The 17,235-nt window shown below is 37.2% G+C and carries 19 protein-coding genes; 11 read left to right on the top strand and 8 right to left on the bottom strand.

Annotation, left to right across the window (positions count from 1 at the left end; all coding sequences use genetic code 11):
* Positions 1-96 precede the first annotated feature (96 nt).
* A complete protein-coding gene (locus IQ247_RS10990) occupies positions 97-273 on the top strand; it encodes a hypothetical protein (RefSeq protein WP_193919828.1) in 177 nt (58 codons plus the stop codon).
* An 11-nt stretch (positions 274-284) separates the two neighbouring features.
* Here the strand turns inward: IQ247_RS10990 and IQ247_RS10995 are convergent, their stop codons facing one another.
* Positions 285-1,397 carry a pentapeptide repeat-containing protein gene (locus IQ247_RS10995; RefSeq protein ID WP_193919829.1) on the bottom strand — a complete coding sequence of 371 codons (1,113 nt, stop codon included), beginning with the start codon at positions 1,395-1,397 and terminating at the stop codon, positions 285-287.
* A gap of 434 nt (positions 1,398-1,831) precedes the next feature.
* Here IQ247_RS10995 and ffh point away from each other — a divergent pair, with 434 nt between their 5' ends.
* The 4 genes from ffh (at position 1,832) to IQ247_RS11015 (ending at position 5,292) form a co-directional block, all read left to right on the top strand.
* Positions 1,832-3,286, top strand: coding sequence for a signal recognition particle protein (gene ffh / locus IQ247_RS11000; RefSeq protein ID WP_193919831.1), 1,455 nt, complete (start codon positions 1,832-1,834; stop codon positions 3,284-3,286).
* A 233-nt stretch (positions 3,287-3,519) separates the two neighbouring features.
* Positions 3,520-3,783, top strand: coding sequence for a 30S ribosomal protein S16 (gene rpsP, locus IQ247_RS11005; protein WP_193919833.1), 264 nt, complete (start codon positions 3,520-3,522; stop codon positions 3,781-3,783).
* The gene (locus tag IQ247_RS11010; protein WP_193919835.1) at positions 3,743-4,189 is read left to right on the top strand and encodes a KH domain-containing protein; all 447 of its coding nucleotides are present in this window, start codon (positions 3,743-3,745) and stop codon (positions 4,187-4,189) included. Before rpsP ends, IQ247_RS11010 begins: the two co-directional genes overlap by 41 nt.
* A 149-nt stretch (positions 4,190-4,338) precedes the next feature.
* Entirely contained in the window at positions 4,339-5,292 is a 954-nt protein-coding gene (locus IQ247_RS11015) for a PhoH family protein (RefSeq protein WP_193919837.1), read from the top strand.
* Between the two features lie 114 nt (positions 5,293-5,406).
* Here IQ247_RS11015 and IQ247_RS11020 read toward each other — a convergent pair whose 3' ends face one another.
* Positions 5,407-6,492 (bottom strand): WD40 repeat domain-containing protein, encoded by a 1,086-nt coding sequence (locus tag IQ247_RS11020; protein WP_193919839.1) that lies wholly within the window; start codon positions 6,490-6,492, stop codon positions 5,407-5,409.
* A gap of 240 nt (positions 6,493-6,732) precedes the next feature.
* On the opposite strand from IQ247_RS11020, the gene IQ247_RS11025 reads away from it, so the two are divergent.
* On the top strand, positions 6,733-7,377 hold the full coding sequence (locus tag IQ247_RS11025) for a bifunctional 4-hydroxy-2-oxoglutarate aldolase/2-dehydro-3-deoxy-phosphogluconate aldolase (RefSeq protein WP_193919841.1): 645 nt from the start codon (positions 6,733-6,735) through the stop codon (positions 7,375-7,377).
* Positions 7,378-7,477: 100 nt separating this feature from the next.
* A complete protein-coding gene (locus IQ247_RS11030) occupies positions 7,478-7,987 on the top strand; it encodes a L,D-transpeptidase (protein ID WP_193919843.1) in 510 nt (169 codons plus the stop codon).
* Positions 7,988-8,080: 93 nt separating this feature from the next.
* On the opposite strand, the gene IQ247_RS11035 is transcribed toward IQ247_RS11030, so the two are convergent.
* Positions 8,081-8,809, bottom strand: a complete 729-nt coding sequence (locus IQ247_RS11035) for an HAD family hydrolase (protein ID WP_193919845.1) — start codon at positions 8,807-8,809, stop codon at positions 8,081-8,083.
* A gap of 712 nt (positions 8,810-9,521) precedes the next feature.
* Between IQ247_RS11035 and IQ247_RS11040 the strand changes: the two genes are divergently transcribed.
* The 3 genes from IQ247_RS11040 to IQ247_RS11050 all read left to right on the top strand — a co-directional run bounded on the left by IQ247_RS11040 (position 9,522) and on the right by IQ247_RS11050 (position 11,130).
* Positions 9,522-9,983 carry an ABA4-like family protein gene (locus tag IQ247_RS11040; protein ID WP_193919847.1) on the top strand — a complete coding sequence of 154 codons (462 nt, stop codon included), beginning with the start codon at positions 9,522-9,524 and terminating at the stop codon, positions 9,981-9,983.
* 155 nt (positions 9,984-10,138) lie between these two features.
* Entirely contained in the window at positions 10,139-10,645 is a 507-nt protein-coding gene (locus IQ247_RS11045) for a 2TM domain-containing protein (RefSeq protein WP_193919849.1), read from the top strand.
* A 143-nt stretch (positions 10,646-10,788) separates the two neighbouring features.
* Positions 10,789-11,130 carry a winged helix-turn-helix transcriptional regulator gene (locus IQ247_RS11050; RefSeq protein WP_193919851.1) on the top strand — a complete coding sequence of 114 codons (342 nt, stop codon included), beginning with the start codon at positions 10,789-10,791 and terminating at the stop codon, positions 11,128-11,130.
* Positions 11,131-11,177: 47 nt separating this feature from the next.
* Here IQ247_RS11050 and IQ247_RS11055 read toward each other — a convergent pair whose 3' ends face one another.
* From IQ247_RS11055 to IQ247_RS11070, 4 genes are all read right to left on the bottom strand, one after another.
* Complete coding sequence (locus tag IQ247_RS11055; RefSeq protein ID WP_193919853.1) at positions 11,178-11,600, bottom strand: salt stress protein, Slr1339 family; 423 nt, start codon at positions 11,598-11,600, stop codon at positions 11,178-11,180.
* 32 nt (positions 11,601-11,632) lie between these two features.
* On the bottom strand, positions 11,633-12,238 hold the full coding sequence (locus IQ247_RS11060; RefSeq protein ID WP_193919855.1) for a vWA domain-containing protein: 606 nt from the start codon (positions 12,236-12,238) through the stop codon (positions 11,633-11,635).
* A gap of 51 nt (positions 12,239-12,289) precedes the next feature.
* Positions 12,290-12,895 (bottom strand): vWA domain-containing protein, encoded by a 606-nt coding sequence (locus tag IQ247_RS11065; protein ID WP_193919857.1) that lies wholly within the window; start codon positions 12,893-12,895, stop codon positions 12,290-12,292.
* 422 nt (positions 12,896-13,317) lie between these two features.
* The gene (locus IQ247_RS11070; RefSeq protein WP_193919859.1) at positions 13,318-13,671 is read right to left on the bottom strand and encodes an ArsR/SmtB family transcription factor; all 354 of its coding nucleotides are present in this window, start codon (positions 13,669-13,671) and stop codon (positions 13,318-13,320) included.
* An 85-nt stretch (positions 13,672-13,756) separates the two neighbouring features.
* Here IQ247_RS11070 and trxA point away from each other — a divergent pair, with 85 nt between their 5' ends.
* A complete protein-coding gene (trxA, locus tag IQ247_RS11075) occupies positions 13,757-14,080 on the top strand; it encodes a thioredoxin (RefSeq protein WP_193919861.1) in 324 nt (107 codons plus the stop codon).
* A gap of 89 nt (positions 14,081-14,169) precedes the next feature.
* Here trxA and mutS read toward each other — a convergent pair whose 3' ends face one another.
* Positions 14,170-16,728 (bottom strand): DNA mismatch repair protein MutS, encoded by a 2,559-nt coding sequence (gene mutS, locus IQ247_RS11080; RefSeq protein ID WP_193919862.1) that lies wholly within the window; start codon positions 16,726-16,728, stop codon positions 14,170-14,172.
* Positions 16,729-17,235 lie beyond the last annotated feature (507 nt).

Below are 17,235 nucleotides of genomic sequence, written 5' to 3' on the forward strand. Positions count from 1 at the left end.
CTTCTGTAATTCAGGTATTGAAATCAATCGTTAAAATAATTTACATTTATTAATAATTAATTAAAAACTGATATATTTCGCAAGGAAGCGAAAATTATGAGAGTAAAATGGCGGAAACTATTAGTTGAAACTTCTGCATGGGTAACTACTGAAGTTCTCTTGAATGTAGTCGGTTTAGATAACTTGGCAGACTATAGCGAATTTGTTTTTCAAAGCAAAGTCATAGCCGATGCAACTGAAGCTTTTTCTAACCTAATTACTTTAGTGTCGTAAAAATGACCTAACTATTCATGTTCAAAAATTGCACCATGTCGCTTTAAGTATAATTTGACATCATCGTTAATGCCTATATTATCTCCAAAGCGAGCATTTTCAACTTTTGCATGAATCAAATTAGTATTGGTCAAATTTGCTTTTCTTAAATCAGTATTATATAGATTGGCATTTTCAAGGTTGCTATTTTGTAAATTAGCTTTCTCTAAACAAGCTTCGCTCAAATTGGCATTTTTCAAATTAGCATTATCTAACTGAGCATGATTTAAATTAACTGATTCTAGATTGGCATCTTTTAGTTTAGCTGTACATAATTGAGCATCTTTGAGATTAGCGCGAGTTAAGTTAGCATTATTAAGTTTGACATTATTCATATAGGCGCAAGTTAAATCGGCATTGACTAACTGAGCATTATTAAGATTAGCATTCCACAGATAAGCTTTATGAAGTTGGGCATTAGTTAAGTTAGCATTTAGTAATTTAGCATCACTGAGGTTTGCACTGATTAATATGGCATTGATTAAGCAAGCATGATTAAGCTCAGCTGTACTGAGGTTAGCATCTTTTAAATTAGCGTTATTTAGATTAGCACCTGTTAACTTAATGCTGTTGAGGTTAGCACCTAATAACTGAGCATTTACTAACTGAGCATTTACTAACTTAGCTTCACTCAAGTCAACTCCTACTAACTGGGCATCTGTTAAATTAGCACCGCTCAATTCAACACCGCTCAAATATATATTATTGAGATTAACACCAATTAAATTAACCTCTTTTAAGTCAGCGAAAATCAAGTTTAAACTGCTAATATTGTTCCCTTGAGTAATTTGACTCAGGATTTTTTCTTGGATATTATCTTCTTCTTCAGTTTCGACATTATCAGCGGTATTAGGAATTTGATTTTTTAAATAATCATTTTGTTTACTCAACAAGATATTTCCAACAATAAAAATCAACCCAATACCTAAACTGATACCAATTAATAAAAATGATGATTTATTCGTAATTATCAATGAAAGAAATATATAACTTGTGAGAACTACAGCTATTAATTGGAATGCGAAATATAATCTATCTTTAAAAGATTCCGATAAATGATTTTTTTTCGAGTTAGTTGTATTCATAGTTAATAAGTATCTTTAAATAAAAATTAATTGTGATTTAATTGTCAATAACAATAGTTGATATTACATACATAATTGTATTATATGCAAGAAATGTTTGATTATTTAATTATTGAATTATTTAATTATTTAAATTATATTTTTGTACTTTTGCGATCGCAAGTACAAAAGATATCATTGTGTAGCGGCTTTGAACACGGATTAAAAGGGATTACACTGATTACACGGATTTAATTACCCATTACCCATTACCCATTACCCATTACCCATTACCAATTACCCATTACCCATTACCCATTACCCATTACCAATTACCCATTAGCCATTACCCAGTTTTACCCGCATTGGAGGAATAGAAGTGCGTTTATCAATTAAAAACTATTAAGCTGTTATATAGCGCGTTAATATGCTTGCTGACTAATAGAAATTGAATTATGTTTGATGCACTAGCCGACCGTTTAGAATCTACCTGGAAAAAGCTCCGGGGACAAGATAAGATTTCTCAATCCAATATTCAGGAAGCTCTGCGAGAAGTACGCCGTGCCTTATTAGAAGCGGATGTCAACCTGCAAGTAGTCAAAGAATTTATTAGCGAAGTAGAAGCCAAAGCACAAGGGGCTGAAGTTTTAAGTGGAGTACGTCCCGATCAACAGTTTATCAAAATAGTTAACGACGAATTGGTAAGAGTCATGGGGGAAACCAACGTTCCCCTCGTACAAGCCGAAGTTGCGCCTACAGTTGTGTTGATGGCTGGTTTACAGGGTACTGGTAAAACCACGGCAACCGCTAAGTTAGCCTTACACTTGAGAAAATTAGAACGCAGTTGTTTGATGGTTGCTACAGACGTTTACCGTCCCGCTGCCATCGACCAATTGATAACTTTAGGTCAACAAATTGACGTGCCGGTATTTGAACTGGGAAGCGACGCAAATCCAGTTGAGATTGCCCGTCTGGGGGTGGAACGGGCTAGGGCAGAAGGAATTGATACCGTAATTATTGATACCGCCGGTCGTCTGCAAATTGACGAAGACATGATGGCGGAGTTAGCCCAGGTAAAACAAACCGTCCAACCCGATGAAACGCTGCTGGTAGTAGACGCGATGACTGGTCAAGAAGCAGCAAATTTGACTCGTACCTTTCACGAACAAATTGGTATTACTGGTGCAATTCTCACCAAATTAGACGGTGATAGCCGTGGTGGTGCAGCACTGTCGGTAAGAAGAATTTCCGGTGCGCCGATTAAATTTGTTGGTGTGGGCGAAAAAGTAGAAGCGCTACAGCCCTTTTATCCCGAAAGAATGGCATCGCGAATTTTGGGGATGGGGGATGTATTAACCCTTGTAGAAAAAGCCCAGGAAGAATTTGACCTCGCCGATGCTGAAAAAATGACAGAGAAAATGCTGTCGGCGAAGTTTGATTTTACCGACTTTCTCAAACAGCTGCGTTTGTTGAAAAATATGGGTTCCCTCGGAGGTATCATGAAGATGATTCCAGGGATGGGTAAAATTTCTAACGAACAACTCGAACAAGGACAATCTCAGCTGAAGCGCTGCGAAGCGATGATTAAGTCCATGACTCAGGAAGAACGCAAAAATCCTGATTTATTGGCAAGTTCTCCCAGTCGTCGGCGACGGATTGCAACTGGAAGTGGTTTTAAAGAGAAAGATATCAGCAAATTAGTCAGTGATTTTCAGCGAATGCGGAGTATGATGCAGCAAATGGGTCAAGGCAACTTTCCCGGAATGGGAGGAATGTTTGACGGTATGGGCGGCAATCCAATGGCTGCCGGTAATCAAGCTGCACCAGGATGGCGGGGTTATCCCGGTGGTGCTGGCGGTAAAAAGAAACCGAAAAAAGAAAAAAAGAAAAAAGGTTTTGGTACCCTTTAACCTTTAACCCTTAACCTTTAACCTCTAACCTCTAACCTTTGACCTCATACAATAGCGCTTCCTGCCGTGTGAGTGCTAAAATTAGCATTTGCTACTTGTGGGAAATTTTTATCTTCCTGCGATAAAGAGCATTAGCCTTTTAGGTAAAATGCTTCCATAATGTTAAATAGATTTATCGCCAACTAGTAGTTGTCAACCAACACCATTAAAATTAGGAGCATAACTTCTTAATCATGATTAAACTCCGCCTCAAGCGATTTGGCAAAAAACGAGAAGCTAGTTACCGGATAATTGCCATCAATAACCTTTCTCGTCGTGATGGTCTTCCCCTTGAAGAATTGGGTTTTTATAATCCTAGAACCAATGAAGTAAAATTAGACGTTCCCGGCATTGTGAAGCGGTTACAACAGGGCGCTCAACCAACTGACACCGTGCGTCGCATTTTAACAAAAAATAATGTTTTTGAACAAGTCCGTGCAGAAGCTGTATCCTCATAACGCAGGAGAAACGAACCCCCGTATAACTCCCGATTACATTGGTTTAGTAAAATTCTTGATTCAGCCGTTTTTGGAGTCTCCAGAATCTTTAAGCGTTGATTGCGAAATTTCTGGTAGCAGTAAACGAGTTTGGATTCGCATTGCCTTTGATAGTGCAGATAAAGGTAAAGTTTTTGGTCGTGGAGGACGCAATATTCAGGCTATTCGCACGGTGATTTCTACTGCTGCTCAAGCCGCCGGACAATCGGCACACCTAGACATTTACGGTAGTAATGAAAGTCGGGAAGATGCACCTGTATCGACTACCAATAACGAAGAACAGAATCGAGAATTACCGATGCCCAAACCTAAAATAAGACGTGGTGACGGAAACAGAAATTTCACCCAACCCCGTACTCGTATTTGATTGAAACAATATTTATTGATATTTATTGTTTCTTGTTGGATTCGCTATCAGCCCTATGGCTGATAGGAAACAACAAATAAGATTCGTCTCCCCATCGGAGCATTTGTGTTCATTTTGTTAATATTTACTGCTTACTAAGAATAAACACTATGGCAGATGCCATAACAATAGAATTACCAGATATCCCAAGTGCTATGGCGTTAGCGGGAAATGAGGAAGAAAATCTCAAAACCCTATCGCGACAAACTGGAGCCACAATAGTACTACGAGGACAAGAATTATACGTTAGTGGCACTGAAAAACAAATCGATTTGGTTCGTCGGTTGGTAAAATCTTTAGAAGATATTTGGACGAATGGTAATATATTATCTCTGGCCGATATCTTAACTGCGCGTCAAGCCCTCGATACTCATCGAGAAGATGAACTGCAAACATTGCAAAAGGATGTACTTGCTAAAACTCGTCGTGGTGAACAAATTCGCGCTAAAACCTTTCGTCAGCGACAGTATATTGAAGCAATACGCAAGCGTGATTTAACATTTTGTATTGGCCCGGCTGGTACTGGTAAAACATTTTTAGCAGTCGTCGTTGCCGTGCAAGCGCTGCTTGATAATAAGTATGAGAAACTTATATTAACTCGTCCAGCGGTAGAAGCAGGTGAAAAACTCGGTTTTTTACCGGGAGATTTACAACAGAAAGTTAATCCTTATTTGCGTCCACTTTATGATGCTATCAACGAATTTATTGATCCGGACAAAGTACCATCACTAATCGAAAAAGGAGTAATTGAAGTTGCACCTTTAGCTTATATGCGGGGAAGAACTTTAAATAATGCATTCGTAATTGTAGACGAAGCTCAAAATACGACACCAGCACAGATGAAAATGCTTTTAACTCGTTTGGGTTTCCGTTCCCGTATGGTAGTAACGGGTGATATGACGCAAAGTGATTTACCATCACAGCAACAATCGGGATTATTAACAGCTTTTCAAATTTTAAAGCACGTAGAAGGCATCGCATTCTGTGAATTTTCTCAAAAAGATGTTGTACGTCATCCTTTAGTACAGCGGATTGTCGCCGCTTACGAACAGCATGAAAAGTAAACAGTTATCAGTTATCAGTTATCAGTTGAGAGTGGACAACAACTAACTCCTAACTTTTAATCATTAACTCCTAACTCATAACTCCTAACTCCTAACTCCAAACCTCTAACCTGCTCAAGGCATTTTTTTAATGCTGATTGGGAAGGTTGAATTGTAAGCTCCACCTCCTTTTCCGATGGCAATGGTTTTACCGTCGGGACTAAATGCGGTACTGGTAGGATAAAGTTGGTCGTAATTTTGAGGGTTGTTTTCTGCTTCCAGGAAAGTATTAATGGCTTTTCCAATACTTAAATCCCACATTGTGACTGCACCATCTAATGTGGTAGTGACAACGGTTTTGCTATCGTTTCCTAAAGTTACAGAGGTAATGCCTTCAATATCTGATACACTAAAACGATTGACTAGTTTTCCAGTATTCAAATCCCAAACGTTGATTTTTGGGTCTGTAGCGTTAACTAAATATTTTCCGTCGGGAGTAAAGCCGATAAAACTAATCAGGTTGATGTTTCCTTCGATACTACTAATTAGTTTTCCTGTTTCCAGGTTCCATAATCTAAGTGTTTTGTCGGAATCACTTTGGAGGGAACCTCCACCGCTAGCGAGAGTTTTGCCGTCGGGACTAATTGCTACTGAACGTACTGGACTATTATGTCCAGTTAAAGTGCGAATTAATGCACCTGTTTGCGGATTCCACAGTTTAATAGTGTTGTCGTAACTACCGCTAACAAGAGTTTTACCGTCAGCGGTTATTGCTAAGGAAGTCACACCTTGAGAATGTCCTTTGAGGGTACGAAGCAGTTTTCTGGTTTTCATGCTCCATACTTTAATTACTTTATCGGTATTGGTTTGTGCTGTTCCTCCCCCAGTAAAAAATAGCTGTCCGTCGGGACTGATAACAACGTCGTTTACCCCGTCTTTGTGTCCGTCAAGGGTAGTAATTAGTCTACCATTTGTCAGGTTCCACATCTTTACAGTATGGTCGTAACTACCGCTAATTAAGGTTTGTCCGTCGGGGCTAAAAGCTAAAGCTTCGATATCCCATATATGTCCTTTTAAGGTAAAGGTAGGTTTAATTTGTGGGGATTTTGATATGGTTGGGGTTTGAGCAGAAGTTTGGATTAAATTACTTCCACCGAGAATAACTGTTGCTGCAACAACCGATGTTATAAAGCTTTTTTGCAAAAATTGTTTGTAATTCATGTTGACTAATTACCTTTATTTACTTAGCTTTTATCATATTAGCGATACATATATATATACTCAATCCCAAAAAAAACATCAAATTTTTTGCTTTATTTGTCCGTAATAGCAGAAAATAAAACAGGAGTTAATATTAATAATTCCAGGTTTTTTATTTAATCAAAAAATAATTTATGTAATCTAAATCAAGAAAAAATAACTTTAAATAAAACATTTTAAATATTTAATTACCAATGTCCAATGCCTAATTTTCCATGCCCAAGTTCTTGGTTAACACTTTTAAAAAAACATCGCGTTATTGCCGTAATTCGTGCTAATAAAAAAAATTTAGCTCGACAAATGGCTTTAACCGTTGCATTTGGGGGAATAAAGCTCATTGAAGTAACTTGGAACACTCCTAATGCAGCAGAATTAGTCGTAGAATTACGTAGAGAAATTCCTGATTGTATTATTGGCGCGGGTACGCTGTTAAACTTACAACAAATGCAGCAAGCAGTACAAGCAGGGTCGCAATTCTTGTTTACTCCTCATATTGACCCAGAAATAATTTCAGCGGCTGTAAATTTAAATATACCAATTATACCCGGAGCGCTGACTCCAACAGAAATTGTTACAGCTTGGACTTTAGGAGCAACCTGCGTCAAAGTATTTCCTATACAAGCAGTAGGTAATGTTGAATATATCAAAAGTTTACAAGCTCCCTTAAAACAAATTCCCTTGATTCCTACCGGGGGAGTAACTTTAGAAAATGCAGCAGAATTTATCTCTTCAGGTGCGATCGCAATTGGATTAAGTAGTGAGTTATTCCCTAAACATCTAGTTATATCTGAAGATTGGGATTTAATAACTCAACAGACAGAAACTCTACTGCAAAAGATAAAGTAAGATAAAAATAGAGATGTTCATAGCTTATAACAGAAATAAGCTATTAAATACAACTAAAAAAGAGAATAAACAAAAACGCTCACATTTGAGAATATTTACTATGGAAAACCTAAATTCACCTCAGTATATTCGCTATTTTAAAACTTTTGTTGCGGCTATATTATTGTCGGCTACTGTTGTAAGTTTTCCGACAAATAAAGCTTTAGGAAATAATATGCAGCGGGTTAGTCAAAAAGTTAGTCAGTTGAAAAATTCCAATAAACGTTGGATTCAAGTAGATTTGTCAGAACAAAGATTAATTGCTTGGGAAGGAAATAAAGCTGTTTTTGGAGTTACTGTTTCTACAGGAAAAAGGTCAACTCCTACCCCAATTGGTGTATTTAATATCTACACAAAGTTAAAGCAAACTCGGATGAAAGGTGATGGTTACGACATTCCTGATGTTCCCCACACAATGTATTATCAAGGTGGTTATGGAATTCATGGGGCATACTGGCATAATAATTTTGGTACACCAGTTAGTCATGGTTGTGTGAATTTAGCACCTAATCAAGCCAAAAAATTATTCAATTGGGCATCAGTTGGAACTACAGTTGTTGTACAACGTTAGGAAATTATTTTCTATGTTTCTCCTGCTTATTTGTAGACTCAGAAGTCGGATTTCTTTGAGAAACCCGACTTCTCTGTACTGAGTAGTAGGTAATTAATCAACTTGAATTTCATCTAATTTATTAATTACTACATCCGCACCTCGAACATTATCTGAACGCCCAATCCAAGTAATACCAATACAACCAGCCGCTTGAGCATTCCGTGCCATTTGCATATCACCAACCGAATCTCCTACCATTAATGTTGAGCTTGCTTCTACTGCCAATTTTTCACAAGCTTGCAAAAATAAAGCTGGTTCTGGTTTAAAAATATTACCATCTACTCCCATTTCTAAGTTTATATATTCACCGAGTTGATGAATTGCTACAAAATTATTTACTTCTGCGGTTGTTGCGGCTGAAAGAATACCTAATTTTAATCCCGCTTGTGAAAGCTTTTGTAATATTTCTAGACTACCTGCAAATAATGAGGAAGCAGAATTACCCAGATATGTATCTGCTTCATTTAAACTTTTACGAGCTATTTCTAAGGATTCAATCCAACCTCTTCCCGTTTCCGCAATATAAGCTGCTGTCGCAATTTCGGTTTCCTGACGGCTTGCTACAGCCATTAAACCCGCAGCATCTAAAATATCACCATTAACACCAAATGCCATTAATAAAGGCTCTCCAATACCAGGTATTTGAGCATCTATAATTCGCGCTGCTTTTTGAGCAAAATTACGTAAATCTTTTTCTGAATCTTCTAAAGTCCCATTTTTGTCAAATACAATTGCTTGTATATTAGAAAAAGTTCTATCTCTACATTTAATAGTCGCCAAAATATGCTACTCCTTTTTAAGTTAAAGATATATTATTGCAGAATTTGGCGTGCAAAAAAAATATCATCACAATATTAAATTAATCAGCATCCTTGTGGAAAAAAATTTGTTTTATAAAAATTAAATTTATGAACTAAATCGGTAAAAATAAAATAAAAATATACTCAATAGATATATACTGATTTTATTGATATTCAACTGTTATCAGTTAAAAACTGTAAATCAATTGGCACTCACAGTCCCCCACTTCTAAAAGTGGTGTGTTTCAGTCGGGGTTAAATCCCCAACTGAAACCGTGATAACTGATAACTGTTCACTGTTCACTGATTTAACTACGTAGTTAATAGTCGCCAAAATATGCTACTCCTTTTTAAGTTAAAGATATATTATTGCAGAATTTGGCGTGCAAAAAAAATATCATCACAATATTAAATTAATCAGCATCCTTGTGGAAAAAAATTTGTTTTATAAAAATTAAATTTATGAACTAAATCGGTAAAAATAAAATAAAAATATACTCAATAGATATATACTGATTTTATTGATATTCAACTGTTATCAGTTAAAAACTGTAAATCAATTGGCACTCACAGTCCCCCACTTCTAAAAGTGGTGTGTTTCAGTCGGGGTTAAATCCCCAACTGAAACCGTGATAACTGATAACTGTTCACTGTTCACTGATTTAACTACGTAGTTAATATTGGAGGTTTTTATGTCTATTAGTGAATTATTTAATATTGCCAATCTTTACGTTCTACCTTTTTGGGTATTGATGATTTTTCTACCGAAGTGGAAAGTAACTCAAAACATTATGCAGTCCTATATTCCATTTGTACCATTAGCTGGATTATATTTATACTTGTTTATCAGCAGCATTACACCCGAAAATGCTCAAGCTTTATCTAATCCTCAACTAGCTGATATTGCTCGCTTTTTTGCTTCGGAAACCGCTGCCGCAACTGGTTGGATTCATTTCTTGGTAATGGATTTATTCGTGGGACGTTATATTTATTTAGCAGGAGTTAAAACAGGTATTTGGACTTTCCACTCCCTTGCTCTTTGTTTATTTGCTGGCCCTTTAGGTTTACTTTCTCATATTTTCACTTATTGGATTTCTCTGCGATTTTTTGCCAAAGAATCCGTAGATACTACAATATCAGCTCCGAATACTTAGGGATGGAGAGATCAGGAAATTAGAAATTAAAAACTCTAAACTTTGACCTTTAACCTTTAACCTTTAACCTGATGGATTTGTTACTCTAGAGATAATACCAGTACTTGGTGCTGAAAAAAAATTCTCTATTAAAAGTAATAGAAGAGACTAGTATTATGGCGAATTCGGGAGATAAAATTAATCGTTGTTATAGCCAAGAAGACGTACAGCAGATTTTGCAGTTAGCGATCGCACGTCAAGCGGGGGATGAAAAAGAGTTTTCTTACGAGGTACTTGTGGAAATCGCAGCTGAGTTGGATATCTCCCCGGAAAATCTACAATTAGCAGAAAACGATTGGGTAAGTAAACAAGGTGAAATACAGCATCGACTAGCATTTAACGCTCACCGTCAAAGAAGATTTAGAAAGCGTGTGGGTAATTATGCGATTGTCAACACCTTTTTACTATCGATGGATTTGCTCACGGGTGGTGGTATTAACTGGTCGCTTTATATTGTATTATTTTGGGGTATGCTTGTAGGTCTGGATGGTTGGAATACTTTTCAAACTAAAGGTGAAGATTATGAAGCAGCTTTTCAAAGATGGTACCGCAAACATCAATTAAAAAGTTCTTTCAATAATCTTGTTAATAAGTTTTTAAAAGCCACTTCTGGATTAAATTAATTTAATATTATAAGCAATTAATTTATTACGTGCAGATAATTTTCTGATTTTATTAATTATTATATTATTATGCGCCTATTTTGTGTTGATTACATAGCATTTTTTATTTGTTTACTCAACAAAACACAAACTAAAAATTAACGATGAAAACTAAAGTGGAAAACCACAAAAAGATGGTTAGTTGTGAAGTCGAAACCACCCTTGAAGTAATCGGAGGGCGTTGGAAAGTATTGATTATCAGAGAATTACTTTCAGGAGTAAAACGTTTTGGAGAATTACAGCGTGCTTTACTCGGAATTACTCAAAAAATGCTGACTCAGCAATTAAGAGAAATGGAAGAACATGGCATAGTACATCGAAAAGTTTATGCAGAAATTCCCCCAAAAGTCGAATATTCCCTCACACCTTTAGGAGAAAGTTTACAACCGATTCTTCAGGCAATGCATGAATGGGGAGTAAAGCATTTATCAGTCAACAAACAGTGAAGCGCGAAGCGTGTACTTTATGACATATAGTTATCAGTTATCAATTATCAATGGGTATGTAAATATTCAATAGCTGCTTCTAGTTGTGAATTATAATTTTTAGCAAAACTTTCAAACCAAAGTCCTTCGGGGGATAATGGTTCTAATTTATTTAACCATTCTTGAGCTTGTTTTTTTAACCCTTCTAACTCTTTTACTTTTAATTTTTCCTGTCCAATTCTTTCCTTTTCCAGTTGTTGCTGTTTTTGTTGTTCTTGCAATAATTGCTTCTGCTCAAAATCTTGCTTTACTTGGGATAAAATATTATCTATTACATCTTTTTTTGCTGATGGAGATGTGGAAAAAGAAGAAGATAGAGGAGATGAGTCAAGTTTAACTTTCTCAACTTCCTCAGTTCTTTGGGTGGGAAGATTAGCTGGTTTCTGATATTCAGCTTTGAGTTCGGATAATAACTTATCAATGGAATCCATCTGTTTGATTGCGATTAAATTAATTGGAACAACTAATCAACAATTGCATTGAGCAATACTTCTGAAAGACTATAATCTTCCATATCATCCATTGTAATTGTGTCACAGATATCAAACTTGGCTCCAGCACTTTGCAATTCATCATCCAATACTTTGAGAAAGCGAGTAGCTTGTGCATCCTTACCAACTTGAATAAAGGAAATTGCTAATTCTTCATCCCTATCCATGCGACGAGAAGCTTCGATAATCGTCTTCATTACCGCTTTACGGTCATCAGGTTCACCATCGGTAATCACTAAAATTGTCTCACCATTTGGCTTAGTTTCACCCGCAGCTTTGCGCTGAAAATAATTATCGGTAGAGTGTTTTAATACCGAAGCTAAATCTGTTGTTCCCGAAGGATCGTTTTCTTGAAAAATTTGCATCACTTTCGCAGATGTCACATTCTCATATCTTTTGAATCTACCGGAAAATGTATATACAGTAATGCCATCCGGGTCAAATTCTTCGCATTTAGTTGCTAAAGCAAAAGTTGACTCTTCTGCTGCTACCCATCTTGTTCTACCACCTTTTTGGTCCGGAGTTGCCATACTACCGCTTTTATCAATAATTAAAGTATAATCGCGATTTTCTAACATCGATTCATTCTCCTATGATTAATTTATTAGTTTATTAATCTATTAACTAAGTTAATCAGTAATTGCATTCGTTAATATCTCCGCAAGAGTCATATCTTCCATATCATCCAAAGTTACGGTATCGCAAATATCAAATTTTGCACCAATTGATTCCATTTGGTCGTCTAAAGCTTTGAGAAATTTGCTTGCTTGAGCATCCGAACCAACTTGAACAATAGATATTGCTAATTCCTCATCTTTTTCCATCTGACGAGAAGCATTGATAATTACTTCAAAAACCGCTTTTCTATCATCAGGCTCACCATCAGTTACAACTAAAATGGTTTCTCCGTTGGGTTTAGTTTGACCTGCGGCTTTACGCTTAAAATAATTATCAGTTGCGTCTTTGAGTACTGCTGCTAAATTTGTAGTCCCCGCAGGGTCATTTTCCATGAATATCTGCGCGATTTTATCTGATGTCACATCATCGTAACGTTTGAATTTACCAGAAAATAGATAAACTGTCATTCCATCCGGATCTAACTGCTCGCACTTTCTCGCTAAAGCAAGGGTAGATTCCTGCATTATCTGCCATCGACTTCTACCACCAGCTTGGTCGGGAGTGGACATACTACCGCTTTTATCAATTATTAATGTATAGTCCCGCTCATTAACCATTTAACTACTCCTTAATATGTAATTAGTTTTAATATCAACTAGTGTAACTATTAGTTATAAGTCATCGCAGCACTTACCAGCGCTTTGTAATAATCATTTAATCAATTCAAAATCTCAAGCATAGCACTTTACAATTTATCTCCGTAAAAACCCAAATAGTTAGCAACTGCACGCTCTCCCATAGGTACTGCCCGTATGAATCGGTGCATTTAGCAGCTTTGGTTGATTATTCTTTGCCATTACTAATGTTGTTGAACCACCACCATCTAAACTCAGAACCCTTCACTATAAACTGGCTGTTTCCCATCTACCACAATCACCCACAGCGTATTTCCTGGTTTGTCGATCGCAACGGCAACTCCTGGGTAAGGTTTATCTTCATCTATTTCTATTTGGGAATTTACACCACCAACTACAAAATATTAATGGTAATAAACAGTTTGCTCAACTACTTCTTTTTGCGGAATTATAAATGGTTGCGCCGAATTCAACACCGCTGCCAATAATCCTGGAAATAATTCTTCTAAATCTTCGTTTCGCAAAGTATTTATATGCTGGGTTCCTTCTTTTCTTGTCAATACTACCCCCGACTCCCGCAAAATTTTAAAGTGATTCGACATCGTTGACTTCGCGATCGCAAAATTGAAGTCACTACAGCATTGCTCTTTTTTGACTGCTAACTGTCTGACAATCTCTAACCTTACCGGGTCTCCTAATGCATAAAGCACCCCCGCTAAATATATATTCTTTCGCTCTGGATGATAAAGAAATCTCATTGTTGCAGCTTATCTTAAAAAGGTCTATAGTTTAATTATTCGATTTTATCGAATTATAGAAATAAGATGAATAGGGAGGACAGTAATGGACACGATTACGAATGTGACAGAAGCCACGTTCAAGCAAGAAGTCCTCGAAAGCGAAATTCCGGTACTAGTAGACTTTTGGGCGCCTTGGTGTGGTCCTTGTCGGATGGTTGCTCCGGTGGTAGATGAAGTAGCTGGGGAATATGAAGGACAAGTAAAAGTGGTGAAACTAAACACAGACCAAAATCCCACTGTTGCCAGTCATTACGGTATTCGCAGTATTCCAACATTAATAGTATTTAAAGGCGGTCGGCAAGTCGATACGGTTGTTGGTGCAGTACCAAAAACAACCCTGATTAAAACTTTAGCACAGTATCTTTAAGCAAGAAAGGGAAAGGGAATAAAGTAAAATTGAAAAACGAAAGCTAAAAAGTGTTTTGATTTTTGCTTATTTCCTATTTCTTAACCAGATTAATCGAGGGATTTCAAACCGATAGCGATTTTACTATGTTGTTCAATTTGTTCCATAACTTGTTTGGCTCGCGTAATCACCTTTGTTGGTAAACCAGCTAATCTTCCCGCTTCAATACCGTAGGATTTATCAGCACCACCAGGTTGAACTTGATGTAAAAAGATAATTTGGTCGGGCATTTCTTTCACCGTGACTTGATAATTAGCAACGTTATTTAACAGCGATGATAATTCATTTAATTCGTGATAATGGGTAGCAAAAATTGTTCTAGCTAAAAGTTCCGTAGCAATATATTCTCCCACAGCCCATGCGATAGATAAACCGTCAAAAGTTGCCGTACCTCGGCCAATTTCATCTAATAATACTAAAGACCTTGAAGTTGCATGATTGAGAATATTAGCCGTCTCATTCATTTCCACCATAAAAGTAGATTGTCCGGTAGCTAAATCATCCACAGCACCTACACGGGTAAAAACGCGATCGCAAATTCCTAAAGTCGCGGAAGTTGCAGGAACAAAGCTACCAATTTGCGCCATCAACTGAATTAATCCTACCTGACGTAAATAACAACTTTTACCGCTAGCATTGGGACCAGTAAGGATAATTAAATCAGGAGAAGAATTTGGGTCTTGATTTTCTTCCCTACCTAAAAAAGTGGAATTCGGTACAAAAAAACCACTTGGTAAAGACTGTTCCACTACTGGATGTCGTCCATCGATAACAGATATTTCTCGTCCCTCCACCATTTGGGGGCGACAGTAACCTTGAAAAACTGCTAATTCAGCTAAACCGCATAAGACATCTGCCGCTGCTACAGCACGGGAAATATTGCGAATAACTTCGGCAAGAGATCCAACTTCTTCCCGCAAAGCGACAAGGATGTCATATTCCAACTGATTTAAATCATCTCTGGCGGTGAGAATTCTGGCTTCCCTTTCCTTTAATTCCGGAGTAATATAACGTTCTTCATTAGTTAAAGTCTGCTTGCGAATATAATTATCAGGAACTTGTTCAGCTTGAGCGCGAGAAACACTCAGATAGTAACCAAATGTCTTGTTAAAACCTACCTTTAATTTGGGAATTCCCGTTCTTTCTCTTTCATCTATTTCTAAATTGGCAATCCACTTTTGGTCTTCTTCTACCAAACTACGTCTTTCATCAAGTAAAGGATTTACCCCAGCACGAATCAAACCACCTTCCTTGATTTGTATCGGTGGAGATTCGACAATATGTGCCTGTATCTTGGCTGCTAATTCTTCCATGTTTGGGGGAACTTTTTGTAAAGCTTTCAAAAAAGGAGAACGAGCATCCTTAACTAAATAACCTAACTGGGGTAACTTTGATAAAGAATCCGCCAAAGCAGATAAATCCCTAGCATTAGCAGTTCCAGAACCAGCACGTCCGCTCAACCTTTCCAAATCGTAAATTTGTCGTAACAATCCCCGCAAATCTTGACGTAAAGTGGTATTTTCGATCAACTCTTGTATAGTATCTTGTCTAGAATTAATTCCTTTAATATCCAATAACGGTTGTAACAACCATCGTCGTAAAGCACGTCCACCCATTGCTGTAGTTGTCCGATTCATTGCCCACAACAAAGAACCGTGATAAGTTCCATCGCGAATCGTCTGAGTAATTTCTAGGTTGCGTCTAGTTTGATAATCTACAACTAAAAAATCATTAAAAGTATAAGTCCGTAGAGGTTGTAAAGGTACTTGATTTTCCTTTTGCGTTTCCTCTAGATATTCCAATAAACCACCAGCAGCCCGAACAGCTAAAGGCAGATGGTCACAACCAAGTCCTTCCAAAGAACGGAGCTTGAACTTTTGTAATAACCGGCTTCTCGCTTCCGCTTGAGAAAACGCAACTTGCGATCGCAAAGCATAACAAAATGTTGTTGGTAAACATTCCGGTAAACTGTGAGACTTTTCACCGGGTCTTAATAAAGCACCCAAATCCGGAGCATTAATGGGAAATAAGACCTCACTCGGCTGCAACCGCATCAATTCTTGAGTGAGATGCTCCAAATCATTTGTTTGAGTAGTGAGAAATTCTCCCGTAGAAATATCAGCATAAGCCAAACCCCAATTATCTCCGGCAATTACCACAGCGGCTAGATAATTATTACGATTAGCTTTGAGCATTCCATCTTCAAGCAGAGTACCGGGAGTAAGAATCCGGGTAATTTCCCTCTTCACCAATCGACCAGCAGCAACCTGGGAAGCATCTTCTACCTGGTCGCAAATCACCACAGCATAACCCTTTTCTACTAACCCAGTGGCATGACGTTCCCAAGAATGATGAGGAACACCACTCATTGCGACTCGTCCCACATCAGCACCAGCTTGTTTGCTAGTTAAGACAAGTTCTAATTCAGTGGCTAAAGTGACAGCATCTGCAAAATAACATTCAAAAAAATCGCCTACTCGATAAAATAGCACCGCATGAGGATGTTTTTCCTTAGTTTCAATATAATGCTGGTACATTTGACTCAGCTTACTAATATCCACCGTGCGATGGTCGGTGATAGTTGTACTCTGGTTTTTAGATGCAGTCATGGATGAAGGATGCTTCTTGCAAGCTGACAATATAAGATCATAACCCAAGGACTGAGTTTCCTTGGATATTACTCAAGGTTTATTTATTTTTCTTTCTTTAATTAATGGTGGGTAATAATCCATTGTTTGCTGCAATTTTTACCAACACGAATTATATAACACCCGATTTTTCTCAATATAAATACGGTTTTTAGAGTTTTATTGCCATATAAATTACTTTCACCACTGAATAAATTGCCTTTGTATTTTTCTTGATGTCGATCGCATTTAGTTTGTAGTTTGTAGGTTGGGTTAGACAGCAAAATCAATATTGTTTGTAACGAGTATCTTTATTAATGGTTTCGTAACCCAACATCCAAGTCGTGGATATAAGAATAGATGTTGGGTTACGACGCGATATAGATTTTTAACTAAAACCCCAAATAATGAAAGCGTGTAACCCAACCTAAAATCTATTCAAGGGTTTAAATACGGCTTTAAATATTTAATTTTAGTATCAATTATTTT

Source organism: Plectonema cf. radiosum LEGE 06105, assembly GCF_015207665.1.
GTDB classification, from domain to species: Bacteria; Cyanobacteriota; Cyanobacteriia; order Cyanobacteriales; family Nostocaceae; genus Rivularia; species Rivularia radiosa_A.

Bases quoted from the DNA above. Each gene is read 5' to 3' on its own strand.
- IQ247_RS10990 (WP_193919828.1), top strand. From the start codon at position 97: ATGAGAGTAAAATGGCGGAAACTATTAGTTGAAACTTCTGCATGGGTA.
- IQ247_RS10995 (WP_193919829.1), bottom strand. From the start codon at position 1,397: ATGAATACAACTAACTCGAAAAAAAATCATTTATCGGAATCTTTTAAA.
- ffh (WP_193919831.1), top strand. From the start codon at position 1,832: ATGTTTGATGCACTAGCCGACCGTTTAGAATCTACCTGGAAAAAGCTC.
- rpsP (WP_193919833.1), top strand. From the start codon at position 3,520: ATGATTAAACTCCGCCTCAAGCGATTTGGCAAAAAACGAGAAGCTAGT.
- IQ247_RS11010 (WP_193919835.1), top strand. From the start codon at position 3,743: ATGTTTTTGAACAAGTCCGTGCAGAAGCTGTATCCTCATAACGCAGGA.
- IQ247_RS11015 (WP_193919837.1), top strand. From the start codon at position 4,339: ATGGCAGATGCCATAACAATAGAATTACCAGATATCCCAAGTGCTATG.
- IQ247_RS11020 (WP_193919839.1), bottom strand. From the start codon at position 6,492: ATGAATTACAAACAATTTTTGCAAAAAAGCTTTATAACATCGGTTGTT.
- IQ247_RS11025 (WP_193919841.1), top strand. From the start codon at position 6,733: ATGCCTAATTTTCCATGCCCAAGTTCTTGGTTAACACTTTTAAAAAAA.
- IQ247_RS11030 (WP_193919843.1), top strand. From the start codon at position 7,478: ATGGAAAACCTAAATTCACCTCAGTATATTCGCTATTTTAAAACTTTT.
- IQ247_RS11040 (WP_193919847.1), top strand. From the start codon at position 9,522: ATGTCTATTAGTGAATTATTTAATATTGCCAATCTTTACGTTCTACCT.
- IQ247_RS11045 (WP_193919849.1), top strand. From the start codon at position 10,139: ATGGCGAATTCGGGAGATAAAATTAATCGTTGTTATAGCCAAGAAGAC.
- IQ247_RS11050 (WP_193919851.1), top strand. From the start codon at position 10,789: ATGAAAACTAAAGTGGAAAACCACAAAAAGATGGTTAGTTGTGAAGTC.
- IQ247_RS11055 (WP_193919853.1), bottom strand. From the start codon at position 11,600: ATGGATTCCATTGATAAGTTATTATCCGAACTCAAAGCTGAATATCAG.
- IQ247_RS11060 (WP_193919855.1), bottom strand. From the start codon at position 12,238: ATGTTAGAAAATCGCGATTATACTTTAATTATTGATAAAAGCGGTAGT.
- IQ247_RS11065 (WP_193919857.1), bottom strand. From the start codon at position 12,895: ATGGTTAATGAGCGGGACTATACATTAATAATTGATAAAAGCGGTAGT.
- IQ247_RS11070 (WP_193919859.1), bottom strand. From the start codon at position 13,671: ATGAGATTTCTTTATCATCCAGAGCGAAAGAATATATATTTAGCGGGG.
- trxA (WP_193919861.1), top strand. From the start codon at position 13,757: ATGGACACGATTACGAATGTGACAGAAGCCACGTTCAAGCAAGAAGTC.
- mutS (WP_193919862.1), bottom strand. From the start codon at position 16,728: ATGACTGCATCTAAAAACCAGAGTACAACTATCACCGACCATCGCACG.